Source organism: Pseudaminobacter soli (ex Li et al. 2025) (assembly GCF_003012705.1).
Classification (GTDB): Bacteria; Pseudomonadota; Alphaproteobacteria; order Rhizobiales; family Rhizobiaceae; genus Pseudaminobacter; species Pseudaminobacter soli.
In genome coordinates this window covers 67,452-84,849 of the sequence record NZ_PXYL01000012.1, presented here as the reverse complement: position 1 = coordinate 84,849, position 17,398 = coordinate 67,452, and the positions used below count along the sequence as shown (strand labels likewise).

Annotated in this window: 16 protein-coding genes; 6 read left to right on the top strand and 10 right to left on the bottom strand. The window is 63.5% G+C overall.

Annotation, left to right across the window (positions count from 1 at the left end; genetic code table 11):
- Positions 1–3 precede the first annotated feature (3 nt).
- Entirely contained in the window at positions 4–1,002 is a 999-nt protein-coding gene (locus C7I85_RS21180; protein WP_106726019.1) for a type II secretion system F family protein, read from the top strand.
- A gap of 100 nt (positions 1,003–1,102) precedes the next feature.
- Here the strand turns inward: C7I85_RS21180 and C7I85_RS21175 are convergent, their stop codons facing one another.
- Complete coding sequence (locus tag C7I85_RS21175; RefSeq protein WP_245445031.1) at positions 1,103–1,891, bottom strand: tetratricopeptide repeat protein; 789 nt, start codon at positions 1,889–1,891, stop codon at positions 1,103–1,105.
- Between the two features lie 307 nt (positions 1,892–2,198).
- Here C7I85_RS21175 and C7I85_RS21170 point away from each other — a divergent pair, with 307 nt between their 5' ends.
- From C7I85_RS21170 to C7I85_RS21150, 5 genes are all read left to right on the top strand, one after another.
- Positions 2,199–2,807, top strand: a complete 609-nt coding sequence (locus tag C7I85_RS21170; protein ID WP_106726017.1) for a DsbA family protein — start codon at positions 2,199–2,201, stop codon at positions 2,805–2,807.
- A gap of 131 nt (positions 2,808–2,938) precedes the next feature.
- Entirely contained in the window at positions 2,939–4,312 is a 1,374-nt protein-coding gene (locus tag C7I85_RS21165; RefSeq protein WP_106726016.1) for a leucyl aminopeptidase family protein, read from the top strand.
- A gap of 57 nt (positions 4,313–4,369) precedes the next feature.
- Positions 4,370–4,720: a MarR family winged helix-turn-helix transcriptional regulator gene (locus tag C7I85_RS21160; protein ID WP_106726015.1), complete on the top strand. Its 351-nt coding sequence runs from the start codon at positions 4,370–4,372 to the stop codon at positions 4,718–4,720.
- Positions 4,717–5,577 carry an NlpC/P60 family protein gene (locus C7I85_RS21155; protein ID WP_106726014.1) on the top strand — a complete coding sequence of 287 codons (861 nt, stop codon included), beginning with the start codon at positions 4,717–4,719 and terminating at the stop codon, positions 5,575–5,577. The genes C7I85_RS21160 and C7I85_RS21155 overlap by 4 nt, the downstream gene beginning before the upstream one ends.
- Before the next feature lie 909 nt (positions 5,578–6,486).
- Complete coding sequence (locus C7I85_RS21150; RefSeq protein ID WP_106726013.1) at positions 6,487–6,822, top strand: hypothetical protein; 336 nt, start codon at positions 6,487–6,489, stop codon at positions 6,820–6,822.
- A gap of 19 nt (positions 6,823–6,841) precedes the next feature.
- On the opposite strand, the gene C7I85_RS21145 is transcribed toward C7I85_RS21150, so the two are convergent.
- The 9 genes from C7I85_RS21145 to C7I85_RS21100 form a co-directional block, all read right to left on the bottom strand.
- Complete coding sequence (locus C7I85_RS21145) at positions 6,842–7,729, bottom strand: hypothetical protein (RefSeq protein ID WP_106726012.1); 888 nt, start codon at positions 7,727–7,729, stop codon at positions 6,842–6,844.
- A gap of 147 nt (positions 7,730–7,876) precedes the next feature.
- Entirely contained in the window at positions 7,877–8,818 is a 942-nt protein-coding gene (locus tag C7I85_RS21140; RefSeq protein ID WP_106726011.1) for a 2-hydroxyacid dehydrogenase, read from the bottom strand.
- Between the two features lie 35 nt (positions 8,819–8,853).
- Complete coding sequence (locus C7I85_RS21135; RefSeq protein WP_106726010.1) at positions 8,854–10,479, bottom strand: ABC transporter ATP-binding protein; 1,626 nt, start codon at positions 10,477–10,479, stop codon at positions 8,854–8,856.
- Positions 10,476–10,865 (bottom strand): type II toxin-antitoxin system VapC family toxin, encoded by a 390-nt coding sequence (locus tag C7I85_RS21130; protein ID WP_106726009.1) that lies wholly within the window; start codon positions 10,863–10,865, stop codon positions 10,476–10,478. Before C7I85_RS21130 ends, C7I85_RS21135 begins: the two co-directional genes overlap by 4 nt.
- Positions 10,862–11,110 (bottom strand): type II toxin-antitoxin system VapB family antitoxin, encoded by a 249-nt coding sequence (locus C7I85_RS21125; RefSeq protein WP_106726008.1) that lies wholly within the window; start codon positions 11,108–11,110, stop codon positions 10,862–10,864. Before C7I85_RS21125 ends, C7I85_RS21130 begins: the two co-directional genes overlap by 4 nt.
- A 49-nt stretch (positions 11,111–11,159) precedes the next feature.
- Positions 11,160–12,293: an ABC transporter permease gene (locus tag C7I85_RS21120; RefSeq protein WP_106726007.1), complete on the bottom strand. Its 1,134-nt coding sequence runs from the start codon at positions 12,291–12,293 to the stop codon at positions 11,160–11,162.
- On the bottom strand, positions 12,293–13,393 hold the full coding sequence (locus C7I85_RS21115; RefSeq protein ID WP_106726006.1) for a microcin C ABC transporter permease YejB: 1,101 nt from the start codon (positions 13,391–13,393) through the stop codon (positions 12,293–12,295). Before C7I85_RS21115 ends, C7I85_RS21120 begins: the two co-directional genes overlap by 1 nt.
- 234 nt (positions 13,394–13,627) lie before the next feature.
- Positions 13,628–15,493 carry an extracellular solute-binding protein gene (locus tag C7I85_RS21105; protein ID WP_106726005.1) on the bottom strand — a complete coding sequence of 622 codons (1,866 nt, stop codon included), beginning with the start codon at positions 15,491–15,493 and terminating at the stop codon, positions 13,628–13,630.
- Positions 15,493–17,373, bottom strand: a complete 1,881-nt coding sequence (locus tag C7I85_RS21100; protein WP_106726004.1) for an extracellular solute-binding protein — start codon at positions 17,371–17,373, stop codon at positions 15,493–15,495. The genes C7I85_RS21105 and C7I85_RS21100 overlap by 1 nt, the downstream gene beginning before the upstream one ends.
- Positions 17,374–17,398: the final 25 nt, after the last annotated feature.

The window sequence follows — 17,398 nt, the reverse complement described above, 5'->3', positions numbered from 1 at the left end:
GACATGACCGACCAAGTCGTGAAGGCCGTCATGGACCCCTCGTTCCTGATCGCCTTGCTCGTGGGCATTGCTGTCTTCGCTACGATCTTCACCGCACTGCCGGCGCTGGGCGGCAATACGCTCAAATCGCGGATGAAGGCGGTGGCGCTGGAACGCGAGGAGTTGCGCGCCAAGCAGCGCGCGCGGCTCGCTGCCGAGGCGGATCGGCGGCGAAAAGGCCTGCGCGAAGAGAAGTCGGCCGGCATGCACAGCATCGTCGAGCGTCTGGATCTCAGGCGCGCACTCGTCGACGAGGGCACGCTGAACAAGCTCAAGGTGGCCGGCTTTCGCGGTCAGAACCCGCTGACCAAGTTCCTGTTCTTCCGTCTGGTGCTGCCTATCGTCGGCTTCGCTCTGGCCGGCGTCTATATCCTTGTCCTGGGCGGCCTGCCTGAGCAGCCGCCCGTCATGAAGATATGCGTCTGCTTTTTTGCGGCATATGCCGGCTTTTATTTGCCGGTTCTCTACGTCAACAACCGCGCCTCCAAGCGCAAGCAATCGATCCAGCAGGCCTGGCCGGATGCGCTCGACCTGATGCTGATCTGCGTGGAGTCGGGCATGTCGATCGAGGCGGCGGTGCGCCGGGTCGCCGACGAAATCGGCACCCAGTCGGTGGAACTCGCCGAAGAGCTGATCCTGACCAATGCCGAGCTTTCCTATCTGCAGGAGCGCCGGCAGGCCTATGAAAATCTGTCCACGCGTACCGGGCTGGAATCGGTAAAGGCGGTGTCGCAGGCGCTGATCCAGGCCGAGCGCTACGGTACGCCGATCGCGCATGCCCTGCGCGTTCTGTCCAATGAAAGCCGCGAAATGCGCATGAATGCCGCCGAGAAGAAGGCCGCCGCGCTGCCGCCGAAGCTCACCGTCCCGATGATCCTGTTCTTCCTGCCGGTCCTATTCGGCGTCATTCTCGGCCCGGCCGGCATCCAGGTCAGCCAGAACGGGATTTTCGGGGGAGGCTAACCCGCGAAACGTCGCCAGCCCAAAGTTACAAACGGCAAAAAAAGCCGCGTGATGGGATCACGCGGCTTTTTGCTGTTGTTCGTTTTTCGGCCTGAAACGCCTAGTTGGTGTTCGAGGCCACCTTCTTGTCCTGGCCCTTCAGCTGGCTCCAGGCGTTCTGCTGGGAAAGCATGCCGCGCAGGTAGGCGACGTTGGCCTGGGCCTGATCGGGCGAAAGCTCCGCCCGGGCAATCTGCTCGGCTTCGTCGAAACGGCCCTGAAGGCCGACCACCAGGGCCAGATTCTGCCGTACGCGGCTGTCGGCGCCGGGGGCGGCGGCCGCCTGCCGCATATAGGTTTCGGCCGCTCGGAGGTCGCCTTCGAGTACGTAGGACATGCCGAGATTCGACAGGATCGATGGTTCGTTCGGCTTGATGTCCAGCGCCTTGCGATAAAGCTGCCGCGCCTCTTGCGCCTTGCCGAGCTGGTCGAGGATCGCGCCTTCGGCCGAAGCCAGGCGCCAGTCGGGATATTCCGGTGTCTGGGCGCGGCGTACAGCATCAAGCGCCGGTTCCAACTGGCCGTCCGCGGCGAGTGCCTTGCCATAAGCGGCCAGCACTTCGCGGTCCTTGGGCAGGCCGATGGCCAGCTTGCGCATCACCGCCAGCGACTGATCGGACTGACCGTTCATCTGCAGCACGCTTGCGTAGCGCAGGGCGACGGACTTGTCGGTGGGGGTTCGGGCATAGGCCATGCCGAGCGAGTTGGCGGCGCTTGCCAGTTCGCTGGACGACATGCTTTCCAGCGGCTTGTTCGACACGCGCGAAATCGAGCCGGTCGACATCTTGTCGGTGGTGGCGCAGCCGGCGACGCCTACCGCCAGTGCCAGCAGAAGCGCCGCTGCCGTCATCCGCTTTCCCGTCGCCCTGGTTGCGTGAGTGAACAGCATCGGCCCCTGATCTCCATCCTGCCGGCCCGTCGGCCAGCTTTCCTGATGGAGAAATATTCCGTTAACCCTAACGACAAGTTAACGAAGCTGTCCGGCGCGGCCCTCTCGGCACCTCTTTCTTGCGCGGTCATCGTTGTGCCGAAGCGCTGCCGCTTTCGCGCCACTTCCTTCTCTCAACCAGAACATAATTGCCCGGCATAGGCGTCGATCAAGAGCGCCCGGGATGTCGCGCTTGACGTCAAGCAGTCATAACAAGGAGAAGTCTGAAATGATCAACAGACGCCAAATGCTTGTTGGCTCCGTCGTCGGCGCCGCAGGCCTCATGCTTTCCGAAGGGCTGGCGCTCGCGAGCCAGGTTTCCAAGGGAGCTCTGTCCGATCCCGAAATCCCCGCTCTTGGCAATCCCAAGGGCAATGTCACCATCGTCGAGTTCTTCGACTATCAATGCATCTACTGCAAGTGGAGCTATCCGGACATCATGAAGGTGGTGGAGCGGGATGGAAATGTGCGTCTGGTCATGAAGGACTGGCCGGTCTTCGGTCCGGCTTCGGTTCGGGCCGCGAGCATGGTGCTCGCCGCCAAGGAAAGCGGTCAGTACAAGCAGGCCATGCGGGCGCTGATGAGCACCAGGTCGCGGCTTCAGGACAGCAGCATCGACAGCGCCCTGGCCAATGCGGGCCTTGATCCGGCGGCTCTCCAGGCCACCGTCCAGAAGCGCTCGGACCACATCGGGCGCATCCTTAACCGCAACATCGCCCAGGCGCGCTCCTATGGACTGCGCGGCACGCCCTCATTCATCGTTGGTGGCAAGGTCTATGGCGGCTTCCAGAGCGAGGGGGCGCTCGAAAAGGCCATTCAGGCGGCGCGAGGCGCTTGAGCCCCTCATTCCGGCGCGCTGGCTGCTTTGCATAGGCGCGCCTCAAGGGTAGAAAAGGCGACTATGCCGGCGGCGTCGGGCGAATGCGCCCGCGCCGTAAATCTTTGCCCGATCAGCCAAGGAACCCTTGCATGCCACTCGCCCTTACCGACAAGAAGCCGAAACAGTCCCGCCCGATCCATCCGGTAGCCAAGGGCGGGCTGGATGGAGCCGGGCTCGATCTTTCGGCATTGGCCTGGGCGCAGCAGAACGGCTTTTCGGGCGAGGCCGGCCGCACGTTGGTGCTGCCCGGTTCGGACGGTGCCGTATCCGGCGCGCTGTTCGGACTCGGCAATGGCGGGGAGGGGAACGGCTCACTCGCCCTCGGCGCATTGGCCCGCAGCCTGCCGGAGGGCGACTGGCATTTTGCCGAGACGCCGGCCAATCCCGCGCTCGCCGCTCTGAGCCTCGTGCTCGGCGGCTATGTCTTCACACGTTATGGCAAGAAACCCGGCAAGGACCTGCGCCTTTCGCTGCCCACGGGCGCCGACCGCGCCGAGATCGAACGCGTCGCCAACGCCGTCTTCATGGTGCGCGACCTGGTCAACACGCCCACCAACGACATGGGCCCCGACGTTCTGGAAGCGGCGGTTCGCCGGCTTGCCAAGCAGCACAAGGCCAAGGTCGAGGTGACCGAGGGCGACGAGCTCCTAAAACGCAACTTCCCGATGATCCACGCCGTCGGTCGCGCCTCGGCCACCGCTCCGCGCCTCATCGACATGGTCTGGGGCAAGAAGGACGCGCCCAAGGTCACGCTGGTGGGCAAGGGCGTCTGCTTCGACACCGGCGGCCTCGACATCAAGCCGGCCAGCGGCATGCTGCTCATGAAGAAGGACATGGGCGGCGCGGCAAATGTGCTCGGCCTGGCCTCGATGATCATGGCGGCTGATCTGCCGGTGCGCCTGCGCGTGCTGATCCCGGCGGTGGAGAACTCCATCGCAGGCAACGCCTTCCGCCCCGGCGACGTGCTGCCGAGCCGCAAGGGGCTGACCGTCGAGATCGGCAACACCGATGCCGAAGGCCGACTGATCCTTGCCGATGCACTGGCGCTAGCCGACGAGGAAGCGCCTGAACTGCTCATCGACATGGCGACCCTGACGGGTGCCGCCCGCGTCGCGCTGGGCCCGGACCTGCCGCCCTTCTACACCGGCGACGACGCACTGGCCGCCGAGCTCGCAACGGCGGCGGTCGAGGTCGAGGACCCGATCTGGCGCATGCCGCTGTGGAAGCCCTATGACGCCAAGCTTTCGTCCAAGGTGGCCGACATCAACAACGTCACCACCGACAGCTTCGCCGGCTCGATCACGGCTGCGCTGTTCCTGCAGCGTTTCGTCGAGAAGGCGAAGAGCTGGGCGCATTTCGACATCTTCGCCTGGAACCCCAATGACCGCCCCTACGGCCCGGTCGGCGGCGAGGCCCAGGCCATCCGCGCGCTGGAGCGGGTGATCGCGGCCCGCTTCGGATGACCACGCATTGCCTGTACTGAAACGGAACCGAAACGTTTTCAGCGCATTCTCGGGCGCATGGCAGTCCATTTGCGTCCGAGCCAGGCTTTGCGACTTTGGCAGCAGGTTTCCCTGGCCGAAGTGCGCGACGATGCCCACGACCTGACGGTCCGGCAGATGGCGATCTTGCTCACCATCTATCTCGATCCGCCGCCGCACACGGTGCGGGGGCTCGCCGCAAAACTCGACGTCACCAAGCCGGTGATCACGCGCGCGCTCGACACTATGGGCGCGCTGAAGCTGGTTTCGCGCCACCGCGACGAGCTCGACAAGCGCAACGTGCTCATCAAGCGCACCGTGGCAGGCGCGCTCTATGTCGAACGATTTGGGGATGCTATCATCGCCAAAGCAATGGAGTTGCCGATTTGACTGCCCACGACCGCCGCCTGCATGCCTTCCGTGCAGACCTCGCCGATGCCCGCCTGAAGGGCCAAGTTTCCGCCGAACGTTTTGTCACTGGCCGCCCGGCGCGGATCACCGCTTCGGTGGCCGACGTCAAGAAGGAGCCGCGCGCCGATTCCGGCATCGACACCCAGCTTATCCATGGCGACGACGTGCTCGTCTTCGACGAGACGCCGGGCTGGGTGTGGATGCAGTCCGAGCGCGACGGCTATGTCGGCTATGTCGCGGAAGCCGATATCGGCCCGCGCGAACACGCGCCGACACACCGGGTGATCGCGCCGCGCAGTTTTGTCTACCCGGGCGCCGACCTGCGCTTTGCCCGCGCGGGCGAGCTGTCCATGGGCTCGCTCGTCACCGTGGTCGGCCATGCCGAAACGCGCGGCACGCGCTATGCGCTGCTGCCTTCCGGCGAGGCCGTCATCGCAGCGCATCTCGCGCCGCTGGATCATGCAGCCGACGATTTCGTGGCGGTGGCCGAGAAGCTCATCAACACGCCCTATCTTTGGGGCGGCGTTTCCGGCTTCGGCATCGACTGCTCGGGCCTTGCGCAGCTTTCCCTGCTGATGGCCGGGCGCAAGGTACTGCGTGATTCCGACATGCAGGCAGCGACCATTGGCGAGCCCGTGGCGACGGGCGCGGATTATTCCGGCCTGCAGCGCGGCGACCTCGTCTTCTGGTCGGGCCATGTCGCTATCATGGTCGATGCGGAAAACATCATTCACGCCAGCGGCAACACCATGATGGTCACCCGCGAGCCGCTGAAGGACGCGATCGAGCGCATCCGCTCGCAATACGGCGCCCCGTCGGTGTTCCGGCGGCTGTAGCGCTGCTCTCCCTCCCCCTTGAGGGGGGAGGAGTGGTCGCCGCAGGCCACGAAAATCCAACGATTTGGCTTTTCGAACGACGAACGCCCGGAGTCATAGCGGAGGGCAAGTCCGCGCCCTTCATCCCGCCCTCGTGGTTCGAGGCTCGCCCTGCGGGCTCGCACCTCACCATGAGGGCTACTGCTGCGCCACCTCCCTCTCCTGAGTTGAGGGCTATCTCTGGCGCCAACCTCGCTCATTCTGAGGTGCTCGCCCGGAGGGCGAGCCTCGAAGAACGCACCTAAGCACACCTATTCATTGCCACGCCCGCTTTCGCGTCTGGCTGTTGTCAAAGAACCTAGGAAGACGGGCGGTCGTCGGACACGCTCGTTTTGGTAAATCTTGCGGCCCTTCGACCGCCCGTTCGATGCGCTTGCCTGGGTTTGTTCGCCTCCGTATTCGCGCGGCCAGCCACACCCTGGGCCCGGACTTGGGGGTTCATCACCCAGCAGCGTTACCGTCACGCCACCAGCCTGGACATCGTCGCCCTCCACGCTCATCCGGTTCATGACCCGTGTTCCCGGTGAGGCCGATGCGGACATTATGCGGGAGGCGGAAAGATGGGGGATGAAAGACGTTGCGATTTTCTTTCGGCGCGAATAATTTCAATTGGTTACCTTTAAACGGCTCTGCAATTCGTCCTCCAATGACGTGACGAATTGCGGGCGGCTCTGTCTGCGCCGCCGCGGCAATTTCGGCCGACCGGCATGGATCCTCGCGTCAAGCCCGAGGATGACGAAGATGGATCCTGCCCCCCGCGCCAAGCAAAATTCGTCCCAAAGATGGAACGGCAGCGATCTTCAAATGAAGATGGCGCTCGTGTACGAAGTCTTCCGGAGAGCTCTCGCCAGTTTCTAACAGGATGAAATCATGAAGAAATTCCGCTTCGCCCTTGCGGCGTCGGCGATCGTGTTGGCCGCGTCCGTGCCAGCGAAGGCCGAGGACTTGGTGTTTTCGCTCAAGAACGGTACTTCGTCCGTTCTCACGCGATTCTACACTTCTCCCGTTGGTGTCAACGAGTGGGAAGACGATGTGTTCGGCCGGGACGTGCTCAACCCCGGTGAGAGCATCGAGATCACCATCGCCGATGGTCGGTCCGTCTGCAGCTATGACATGAAGTTCGAGTTCGAGGAAGGTTCCAGTCTGGATACCACCACGGACACGCAGAATCTCTGCGAACTGGGATCCTATACGATCCACGAATGATCTTGGGGCGGGGGGCTGCTCAACCGCTCCCCACCGCAACCCCTGGCTCGGTTTGCTTCGGGTTGCCAACTCTGGCGTCGTTCATCGCGATGCAAGCCTCGTGGAAGGCCTGTGAAACCGCCGCGAGTTTGACCGCCTGCCAGTAACGATAGTCTCGAACGAGTTGGGGCGAGATCCAGCATTCGCCCCTGTTGCTGCGGTTGGCCCAGCCGATGAGGCCGGCTTCCCGCGCTATCCCGAACAGGCGCGCCGCATGTGTTCTGGATATGCGGTATTTCTGCGAGAACGCGTTCGGCGATACCTTTCCGATCCAGATGGGTGACGTCATCTCCGCGGATAGCGGCGGTACGCCGATGACCAGTTCGTGCAGGATGCTGCTGCCGGAGGCAGAGCGATCGAATTTGGCAATGGTTTGCGGAGGTCGATACCAGTCTCGCAATGCCAGAAGAAGACGTGCGAAGCGGGGTTGTGCCCACTGCAGGATATCCGGATGCCGACAGGACAACGCGTAGCGCTGGCCGTTGTCGATTGTGTCGAGAGCCCGCAGGTGAATGTCGAAATAGCGCCGGATAAGCAGTTCGCTCATCTCTGTGGCTTGAGCAGCCTGCAGGCGTAGGTCTTCGCTCGCCAAGGGAGTGATGAACCGGTAGCGCTTCATTTCCATCAGGAAGGTATGGACCGTATTGCGGCTTGCGACCTTCGTGTCCTTGATTGCGCGGAGCAAGTTGCTGGGTGAGATAGGCGGGCAAGCCGGATCGAGCCGATGCTCGAAGTGCAGGGCGATTGTCACTTGGCTCAGGATCCATCGTTGCAGGTCCGCGACGTAGTGAACCTCCTGCGGCAAGGCGAGATGCGTGTCCAGAAGCTCCCGCGCGCCAGAGGCGACACCTTTCGTGAACAGCTCCATGCGAACGAGAGAATCTGCCGAATAGGCAGGCGGTGGCGAAGCAAATTTCGGCATTGAAAAGGCACTAGATACTGGCCGCGTTGCGCAAATCCCCCGCCACCCGCAAGGCGGGAGCGAGGGACCAAAGTGCTGTAACGGGATGCTGCCTCAGTAACCGGCTGCGCGGTTGACGACGTATTCCAGCTTCTCGCCGCGTTCGAAGGCGTCCATCTGCTTGAGCATCGGCGGAGCGAGGTGCTCGGGGTCGGAGCTGGCGGCCGCATGCGGGGTCACGAACACCTTCGGATGCGACCACATCGGGCTCGTCTTGGGCAGCGGCTCGACCTCGAACACGTCGAGGCTCGCCTCCTTCAGCGTGCCGTCGTCAAGCGCGCGCAGGATGTCGGCGTCCTTCTGCAGCTTGCCGCGGCCGGCGTTGATCAGCACCGCGCCGTCGAGCCCGTTGCGGCGCCGCAGATGGCGCAGGAGGTCGTAGTTGATGATGCCTTCGGTTGCGGGCGTATGCGGCAGCAGCACCACCAGAATATCGGTGGCGTTGAGGAAGGGAACGAGCCCTTCGTCGCCATGATAGGTCGTCACGCCTTCCATCGGCCGGTCGGTGCGGCCCCAGCCATTGACCCGGAAGCCGAGCCCTAGCAGCGCTTCGGCGGCGGCCCGACCGAGCTGGCCGAGGCCCATGATGCCGACGGCAATGTCCTCGGCGGGCCGCTGCGACGGCTCCTGCCAGAGCTTGTTCTGCTGCTGGGCGCGGTAGAGCGCGCCCTGGCGGTGATGGTCGAGCACGCGCCAGACGACATATTCGGTCATGTGGCGGGTGAGGTTTTCGGCCACCACGCGCACGATTGGCACATCCGGCAGGCCCGGATCGTTGAAGAGATGGTCGACGCCGGCGCCGATCGAGAAGATGGCGCGCAGGTTGGGCAGCTTGGCGAGGATGTTCGGCGGCTGCTTCCAGACCACGGCATAGGTGATCGTGGGGTCGGTCGCACTGTCCGGCTTCAAAACGACTTCGCGCTGCTCCGAGAGCAGCTCGTACCAGTGCTGCGGGTTGAACCCGGTGACCGACAGCAAGATACGGCCCTTGTCCATGTGAACGTCCCTCTTCATTCCCAATGTTCTGCTTTTTACTCGCTCACGACTCCGGCCGGCGCCGTTTCGATCCTGAACGCGGCTGATATCAATGCACGCGTATAGTCGGTCTGCGGCCTTTCGAAAATCTGCCGCGAGGGACCTGCCTCGACGATCCTGCCGTTGCGCATGACGATGACGTCATTGGCCAGCGCCCGCACCACCTTGAGATCGTGGCTGATGAAAAGATAGGCGAGGTCGTGCTTGGCCTGTAGCCCGCGCAGCAGGTCGACGACCTGCGCCTGCACGCTCATGTCGAGCGCCGATGTGGGCTCGTCGAGCATGACGAAGCGAGGTTTCAGCACCATGGCGCGGGCGATCGCGACGCGCTGGCGCTGGCCGCCGGAGAATTCGTGCGGGTAGCGGAAGCGTGTCGACGGATCGAGCCCCACCTCGTTCAGCACCTCGACCACCTGGGTGTCGCGCTCGACCTCCGAGAGCTTTGGCTCGTGGATCTTCAGCCCTTCCTCGATGATCTCGGCCACCGACATGCGGGGGCTAAGGGAACCGAACGGATCCTGGAACACGATCTGCAGGTCGCTGCGCAGCGGCCGCATCTCGTTGAAGGTCAGCTTGTTGATGTCGCGACCGTCGAACTGGATCTGGCCGGTGGAGGAGATCATGCGCGCGAGCGCAAGGCCAAGCGTGGTCTTGCCCGAGCCCGATTCGCCCACCACGCCGAGCGTCTGGCCGGCGCGCACGGTGAGGTCGATGCCGTCGACGGCCTTCACGTGGTCGACAACCTTGCGGAAGAAGCCCTGCTTGATGGGGAACCACACCTTGACGTCCTTGCCGGACATCACGGCCTTGGCGCCCTCATTGGCTACCGGCGGCTTGCCCTTGGGCTCGGCGGCGAGCAGGTGGCGGGTGTATTCGTGCTGCGGGTTTGAGAATATCGCCTCGGTCGGGCCGGCCTCGACGATCTTGCCCTTGGTCATGACGCAGACGCGGTCGGCGATGCGCCGCACGATGCCGAGATCGTGGGTGATGAACAGCATCGACATGCCGCTGCGCTGCTTGAGCTCGTCCAGCAGCTGGAGAATCTGCGCCTGCACGGTGACGTCGAGCGCGGTCGTCGGCTCGTCGGCGATGAGCAGTTCGGGCTTGTTGGCGATCGCCATGGCGATCATCACGCGCTGGCGCTGGCCGCCGGAAAGCTGGTGCGGATAGGCGTCGAGCCGCTTTTCCGGCTCGCGGATGCCGACATCGGTGAGCAGCTGCAGCGTACGTGCCTGCGCTTCCTTCAGGCTGATCGGTTGGTGCAGGCGCAGCATCTCGACGATCTGCTGCGAGATCGTGTGCAGCGGGTTGAGCGAGGTCATCGGCTCCTGGAAGATCATGGAGATCTTGCCGCCGCGCACCTGGCGCAGTTCCTTTTCGCTCAGCGCGAGCAGGTTTTTGCCGTGGAACTGGATTTCGCCCGACGGGTGGCTAGCCGCCGGGTAGGGCAGGAGTTTCAGCACCGACAGGGCCGACACCGACTTGCCCGAGCCCGACTCGCCGACGAGCGCCACCGTCTCGCCCCGGCCGATGTCGAAGGAGATGCGATCGACGGACGCCTGCGTCCTGCCGCCGTTGGAGAAGGCAACCGAGAGATCGCGAACGGAAAGCAGCGTACTCAAAGGGCAGCCTCGATATCGGTCCTGCGGAAGTCGTCGCCTTTGAAGAGGAGCTTTTCGCTTCGCGCCTTGGCAAGCGCGTAGGCGAAGCAGTCTCCGAGGTTTAGGCGCGCTTCATGATTGCCCTTGCCGAATTTGCGATAGGCTTCGCGGGCAATCTGGGCCTGGGTGCGTGTGATCTGCGCGAGTTTTATCGCTCCTACCCTCATGATTTCGTCAAGCGCCTCGCCGGTCTCGGGGCCTTTCTTGTCCGCCTTTATCGCGGCCTCCACGAAATTGATCGGCGAGATGAAGATATCGTCGAGCTCATCGGCGATCGCGCGGCTATATGAGTCGCCGTCCTCTTCTCCGAGGACAATGGCCAGCAGGGCGGAAGCGTCGACAATCATGCCGGAAGCCCATCGTCGTCATAGAGATCGGAATGATCGCTCGTCATGCCGGGCGGTGTCGGTGGAAGGCTCGAGACGATCTCCCTGATCCGCTGATATCGCCACTCGCGTTCCTTGTGGCGTGCGAGCCTCTCCAGCCTGTCTTCCAGCGCGCGCTCGATGGCCGTGGTCAGGGTCTCGCCGGTTTCCCGGGCGAGGTCCCGTGCCAGCCTCTCGACCCGCTCGTTCTTGATGTTCATGCCCATGCCGGTCTCCATGGTAGAAATCCGACAGAATTATACCATCCTAGGCCGTTCATCGGAACGTCTTCCTCGGGTCGAAGGCGTCGCGGGTGGCCTCGCCGATGAAGATCAGCAGCGACAGCATGATCGAGATCACCAGGAAGCCGGAGAAGCCGAGCCAGGGGGCGTTCAGGTTGCGCTGGCCTTGCTTCAGGAGTTCGCCGAGCGAGGGCGAGCCGGGCGGCAGGCCGAAGCCCAGGAAGTCGAGCGAGGTCAGCGTCGAGATCGAGCCGTTCAGGATGAAGGGCAGGAAGGTCAGCGTCGCCACCATGGCGTTGGGCAACAGGTGGCGCAGCATGATGGTGCGGTTGGGCACGCCGAGCGCGCGGGCCGCATTCACATACTCGAAGTTGCGTGCGCGCAAAAACTCGGCGCGGACCACGCCGACGAAGGCCACCCAGGAGAACAGGAGCATGATGCCGAGCAGGATGAAGAAGCCCGGCGGCAGAATGGCCGAGATGATCAGCAGCAGATAGAGCACGGGAATCGCCGACCAGATCTCGATGAAGCGCTGGAAGAGAAGGTCGGTCCAGCCGCCGAAATAGCCCTGGACGGCGCCGGCGCTGACGCCGACCAGCGCTGAGCCCGCGGTGAGGATCAGGCCGAACAGCACCGAGATGCGGAAGCCGTAGATGACGCGCGCCAGCACGTCGCGGGCCTGGTCGTCTGTGCCGAGCCAGTTCCAGTTACCGACGGTGCAGCCGGGGTCGTTGACGCCCTGCGGATAGCGCTGGCAGCGCACCTCCTTGGAATAGAGCCAGGAGGGCTTTGCGGGTGCTGCCTCGGGAATCTCGTTGTTGACGGTGCGATAGCTGTAGCGGATCGGCGGCCAGATCAGCCAGCCATGGGCCTTGATCTCGTCGCTGATCACCGGGTCGCGGTAGTCGGTGACGGCATAGAAGCCGCCGAATTTCTCTTCCGGATAGTCGATCAGAACCGGAAGCAGGATCTCGCCCTTGTAGGAGGCGATCAGCGGCCGGTCGTTGGCGATGAACTCGGCCCCTAGCGACAGCACGAACAGGACCAAAAAGATCCAGAGCGACCAGTAGCCACGACGGTTGGCCTTGAAGCTGGCCCAACGCCGCTGATTGAGCGGCGACAGCCGGGGGCGGGGCGCTTGGCGGGTGACTGCTTCGACGGTTGCCATCACACGTCCCTCCGCTCGAAGTCGATGCGGGGATCGACCCATGTGTACATGAGGTCGGAGAGCAGGCTGACGAACAGGCCGATCAGCGAGAAGATGTAGAGATTGGCGAACACCACCGGATAGTCGCGGTCGAGGATGGATTTGTAGCCGAGCAGCCCCAGCCCATCGAGCGAGAAGATGTTCTCGATCAGCAGCGAGCCGGTGAAGAAGGCCGAAATGAAGGCGCCGGGGAAGCCGGCAATCACGATCAGCATCGCGTTGCGGAAGACATGGCCGTAGAGCACTCGCCGCTCCGACAGGCCCTTGGCGCGGGCGGTGACCACATATTGCTTGCGGATCTCGTCCAGGAAGGAGTTCTTGGTCAAAAGCGTGGTGGTGGCGAAGGCCGACAGCACCAGCGCCGCCAGCGGCAGCGTGATGTGCCAGAAATAGTCGAGGATGCGGGCCGGCCACGACAACTCATGCCAATTGTCGGAGGTGAGGCCGCGCAGCGGGAACCAGTCGAAGAACGAGCCGCCGGCAAACAGCACCATCAAGAGGATGGCAAACAGGAAGCCGGGGATGGCGTAGCCGATGATGACGACAGCACTTGTCCAGGTGTCGAAGGAGGAACCGTCCTTCACAGCCTTGCGGATGCCGAGCGGAATCGAGATCAGGTAGGACAGCAGCGTTACCCACAGGCCGATCGAGATCGACACCGGCATCTTCTCGAGGATCAGGTCGAGCACGCTGATGTCGCGGAAGTAGCTCTTGCCGAAGTCGAAGCGGGCATAGTTCCAAAGCATCATGAAGAAGCGCTCGAGCGGCGGCTTGTCGAAGCCGAACTGCTTTTCGAGCTTGGCGATGAACTCGGGGTCGAGCCCCTGCGCCCCGCGGTATTTCGAAGACGAGATGGCGGCCGCATCGAAATTGGTCATGCCGCCTTCGCCACCGCCGCCGGAAATGCGCTCGGTCGAGTCGCCGCCCTGGCCGGTCAGCTTGGAGATGACCTGCTCTACCGGTCCGCCCGGCGCGAACTGCACGACGGCAAAGGAAATCGCCATGACGCCGAACAGGGTCGGGATCATCAGGAGAATGCGGCGCAGGATATAGGCGCCCATCAGACAAGCCTCATTAATGACAGGGCAGGCCGTGCTCTTTCGCGCCCCCCTCTGGCCTGCCGGCCATCTCCCCCACAAGTGGGGAGATTAGCGGTTGCGGCGTCGGCACTTTCTCCGCAACGTTCAAGAGTGGCGAAAGCTTTGATGAAGGCCGATCTCCCCCCTTGTGGGGGAGATGCCCGGAAGGGCAGAGGGGGGCAGCGTAGAGCGCTGTCCCTTCCCGAAGCTACAAATCTACGCCTTGCCAATAGCCGTCGCCTTGTCCTTGTCGAACCACCACATGGCTTCGACCGGAAAGCCGAAGTCGGGTTTGGGTTCCTTGTAGCCGAACATATCCCAGAACGCCGCCCGGTGATTCGGAAGATACCAGTTTGGAATCCAGTCGAGACGCGCGCGCAAGACCCGATCCAGCGCCCTGAGCGCGATGGTCAGCTCCTGCCGGCTCTGCGCCTTTCCGGCGGCTTCCACCAGCGCATCGATGGCCGGATCGGCGGTGCCCGGGAAGTTCCTCGAGCCCGGCAGCGTGGCCGCGCGCGAATGGAACAGGTTTTCGATGTCGTCCCGGCTCGGCGTGGCCGTGAAGGACAGCGCCATGGAGATGAGGTCGAAGTCGAAATCGACCTGGCGGGCCGTGTACTGCGCCGAGTCGACCACGCGGATCGAGGCGTCGATGCCGATGGCCTTCATGTTCTCCGTCCAGGGTGAGTGTATGCGGATCCAGTCGTCGTCATCGACGAGCAGTTCCACGGTGAGCGGCTCGCCCTTGGCGTTCTGGACGAACTGGCCGTTGCGCTTCCAGCCGGCCTCGGCCAGCAGCTTTGCCGCCGCGCCGAGCAGCTTGCGGTCCCGGCCCGAACCGTCGGAGACGGGCTGGATGATGGCTTCGCCGAAGGCTTCGTCGGGGATCTTGCCGCGCAGCGGTTCGAGCAGCGCCAGTTCCTCGGGCGAGGGCTTGCCTTCGGCGCGATAATCCGAGCGTTCGAAACAGGACTGCGAGCGCTCGTAGGAATTGTAGAAGATGTTGCGCTTCGTCCATTCGAAATCGAAGCAGAGCGCCATCGCCCTGCGCACGCGCGGGTCGCGAAAACGCTCGCGCCGCTGGTTGATCGCGGTGGCCTGCATCGAGGGGCGCCGTTCGGCGGGGAACTCGCGCTTGACGACCTTGCCTTCCTTGAGCGCGGGAAAGTCGTAGCCGGTCACCCAGACGCGGGCGGTAAACTCCTGCCGGAAAAGCACGTTGCCCTTCTTGAAGGCCTCGAAGCCGGCCTGCCGGTCGCGGTAGAACTCGATGCGGATGCGGTCGAAATTGTAGAGGCCGCGATTGACCGGCAGGTCGCGCGCCCAATAGTCCTCGACCCGGTCATATTCGATGGTCTGGCCCGCCACGATGCGGCCCACTCTGTAGGGGCCGGAGCCGAGCGGCGCCTTCATGCCAACGCTGGTGAAGGGGTTGGCCTCGAAATAGGCCTTCGACGCGATGGGGAAGCCCGCGACGTTGAGGATGGTGCGGGGCGACTGCTTGCCCGAAAAGCTCAGGCGGAAGGTATGCGCGTCGACCGCCACCGCCTCGATCATCTGGCTGAGCGGCAAGAGCAGGTCCGGGTGGCCGTCCTGCTTGTAGAGCTGGAAGGAATGGGCGACGTCCTCCGCCGTCAGCGGCGTGCCGTCGTGGAAGCGGGCTTCCGATCTTAGCGAGAACTCGAAAGTGTTGCGGTCGTCCGAGATGGTCACGCCTTCGGCAACCAAGCCGTAGAGCGCGTCGGGCTCGTCTAGCGCACTCGCCATCAGCGTGTCGAAGCACATTTCCATGCGCGGCGGGGCATCGCCCTTGGCCACGAAAGTGTTCAGCGTGTTGAAGGTCAGCGGGCTCTGGTTGAAGACCCAGTTGGGCGGCGAGAAGATGAAGGTCCCGCCCTTCGGCGCATCGGCATTGACGTAGTCGAACTGCTTGAAATCGGCCGGATATTTCAGGTCGCCGAAGGCCGAAAGGCCGTGCAGTTTCGTGCCGGTCGGCGCGGCGGCGAAGGCGACACCCGGCAGCAGCGCCGCGGCCGAGCCTAGCGCGAGGAAGTCGCGGCGGGAGAGCAGGGGGCCGCCCATCAATCGCTGCCTCTGTACTTCGCGGCCAGAGCCTTTTCCTTCTCGGGATCGATCCACCAGGAGTCGGTATCGGCGCCGATGTATGCCGGCTGCTTCTCGGGCATGCCGAACTTGTTCCAGTAGGCGATCCACTGCTTGCCGCGGTGCCACTGCGGGATGACGTAGTAGTTCCACAACAGCACGCGGTCGAGCGCGTGGGTGGCGGCCACCAGGTCGTCGCGGTCGGTGGCGTAGATGATGCGGTCGACCAGCGCGTCGACGACCGGGCTCTTGATGCCCATCAGGTTGCGCGAGCCGGGCGTGTCGGCGGCCTTGGAGCTCCAGAAGTCCCGCTGCTCATTGCCGGGCGAGTTGGACTGGTTGAGGATCGTGGTCGCCGCGTCGAAGTCGAAATTGTTGAGCCGGTTGATGTACTGCGCGGTGTCGATGACCCGCAGCGAGGCATCGATGCCGATCTTGCGCAGCGTGTTGATGAAGGAAGAGGTGATCACTTCGTCGGTCGGGCCGCTGCCGAGGAACTCGATCTTGAACTGCTCGCCCTTGTCGTTGACCATCTTGCCGTTGGCGATCTTCCAGCCGGCTTCGGCAAACAGGCCGACCGCCTGGCGCAGATATTGCCGTTCGGATTGCGGGTTGTCGTAGACCGGCAACTTGAATTCCTGCGTGAACAGTTCCGGCGGCAGCTTGTCCTTGTAGGCCTCGAGGATCTCGAGTTCCTTGCCCTTGGGCAGCCCGCTTGATGCGAGATCGCTTCCCACGAAGAAGCTGCTGGTGCGGGTGTTCTGTCCGAAGAACACCGTGCGGTTCATCGATTCGAAGTCGAAGGCCAGCGTCAGCGCCTCGCGCACGCGACGGTCCTGGAACTGCGGCCGGCGCAAATTGAGCGCAAAGCCCTGCATGAAGGTGCTGGCGGTGCTGGGGAATTCCTTCTTCAGCACGTCGCCGGCCTTGATGGCGGGGAAGTTGTACTCCGTCATCCAGCGCCGCGAGCTGTTTTCCGGCCGTATGTCCTGGTATCCGCCCTTGGTGAAGGCCTGCCAGGCGGCGTTGTCGTCCGTGATATAGGTGTAGCGCCTGCGGTCGAAATTGTTGCGGCCGACATTGACGCCGAGATTGGCCGACCAGTGGTCGGGCACGCGCGCCCAGATGATTTCCGAACCCGGCCTGAAGCTCTCGATTCTGTAGGCGCCCGAGCCCAGCGGGGCCTCCAGCGTGGGCCGGGTGATGTCGCGCTTCTTGCCGTTCTTGTCGGTGCCTTCCCACCAGTGCTTGGGCAGCACGACGAGGTCGCCCATGATCTTGGGCAGTTCGCGGTTACCCTTCTGGTCGAAGCGGAACTCGACTTCGCGGTCGCCCACGGCCACCGCCTCGGTGACATTGGCGTAGTAGCGGTTGTAGCGCGGGCTGTTGGCCTTCAGCGTGTTGAACGACCAGATGACGTCGTCGACGGTGATCGGCGTGCCGTCATGCCATTTGGCGCGCGGGTCGAGGCGATAAGTCGCCGAGGAGAAGTCGTCGGGAAACTTGAAGGCCTCCGCGATCATAGGATGGCTGACGCTCGGCTCGTCGAGCGACTGTTCCATCAGCGTCTCGTAGAGCAGGCCGCCGCCGAATTCGCCAAAACCCGCAGCCGGCGCGCCCTGCACGATATAGGGATTGAAGCTGTCATAGGTGCCGGTGGCGACCGAATTCAGCGTGCCGCCCTTGGGCGCGTTCGGATTGACGTAGTCGTACTGCTTGAAATCCTTGCCGTATTTCGATTCGGCGCCGAGCGTGGACGAGGTGCGCCATTCGTCGGCCGACGCAGTGAACAGACTTGCCGCAAGGATGGCCGGCACAAGGCCGAGTTTGCCGATCATTTGCGTCAGCCCTGCACGCATCTTCGACCTCGCAATTTGTTGTCCG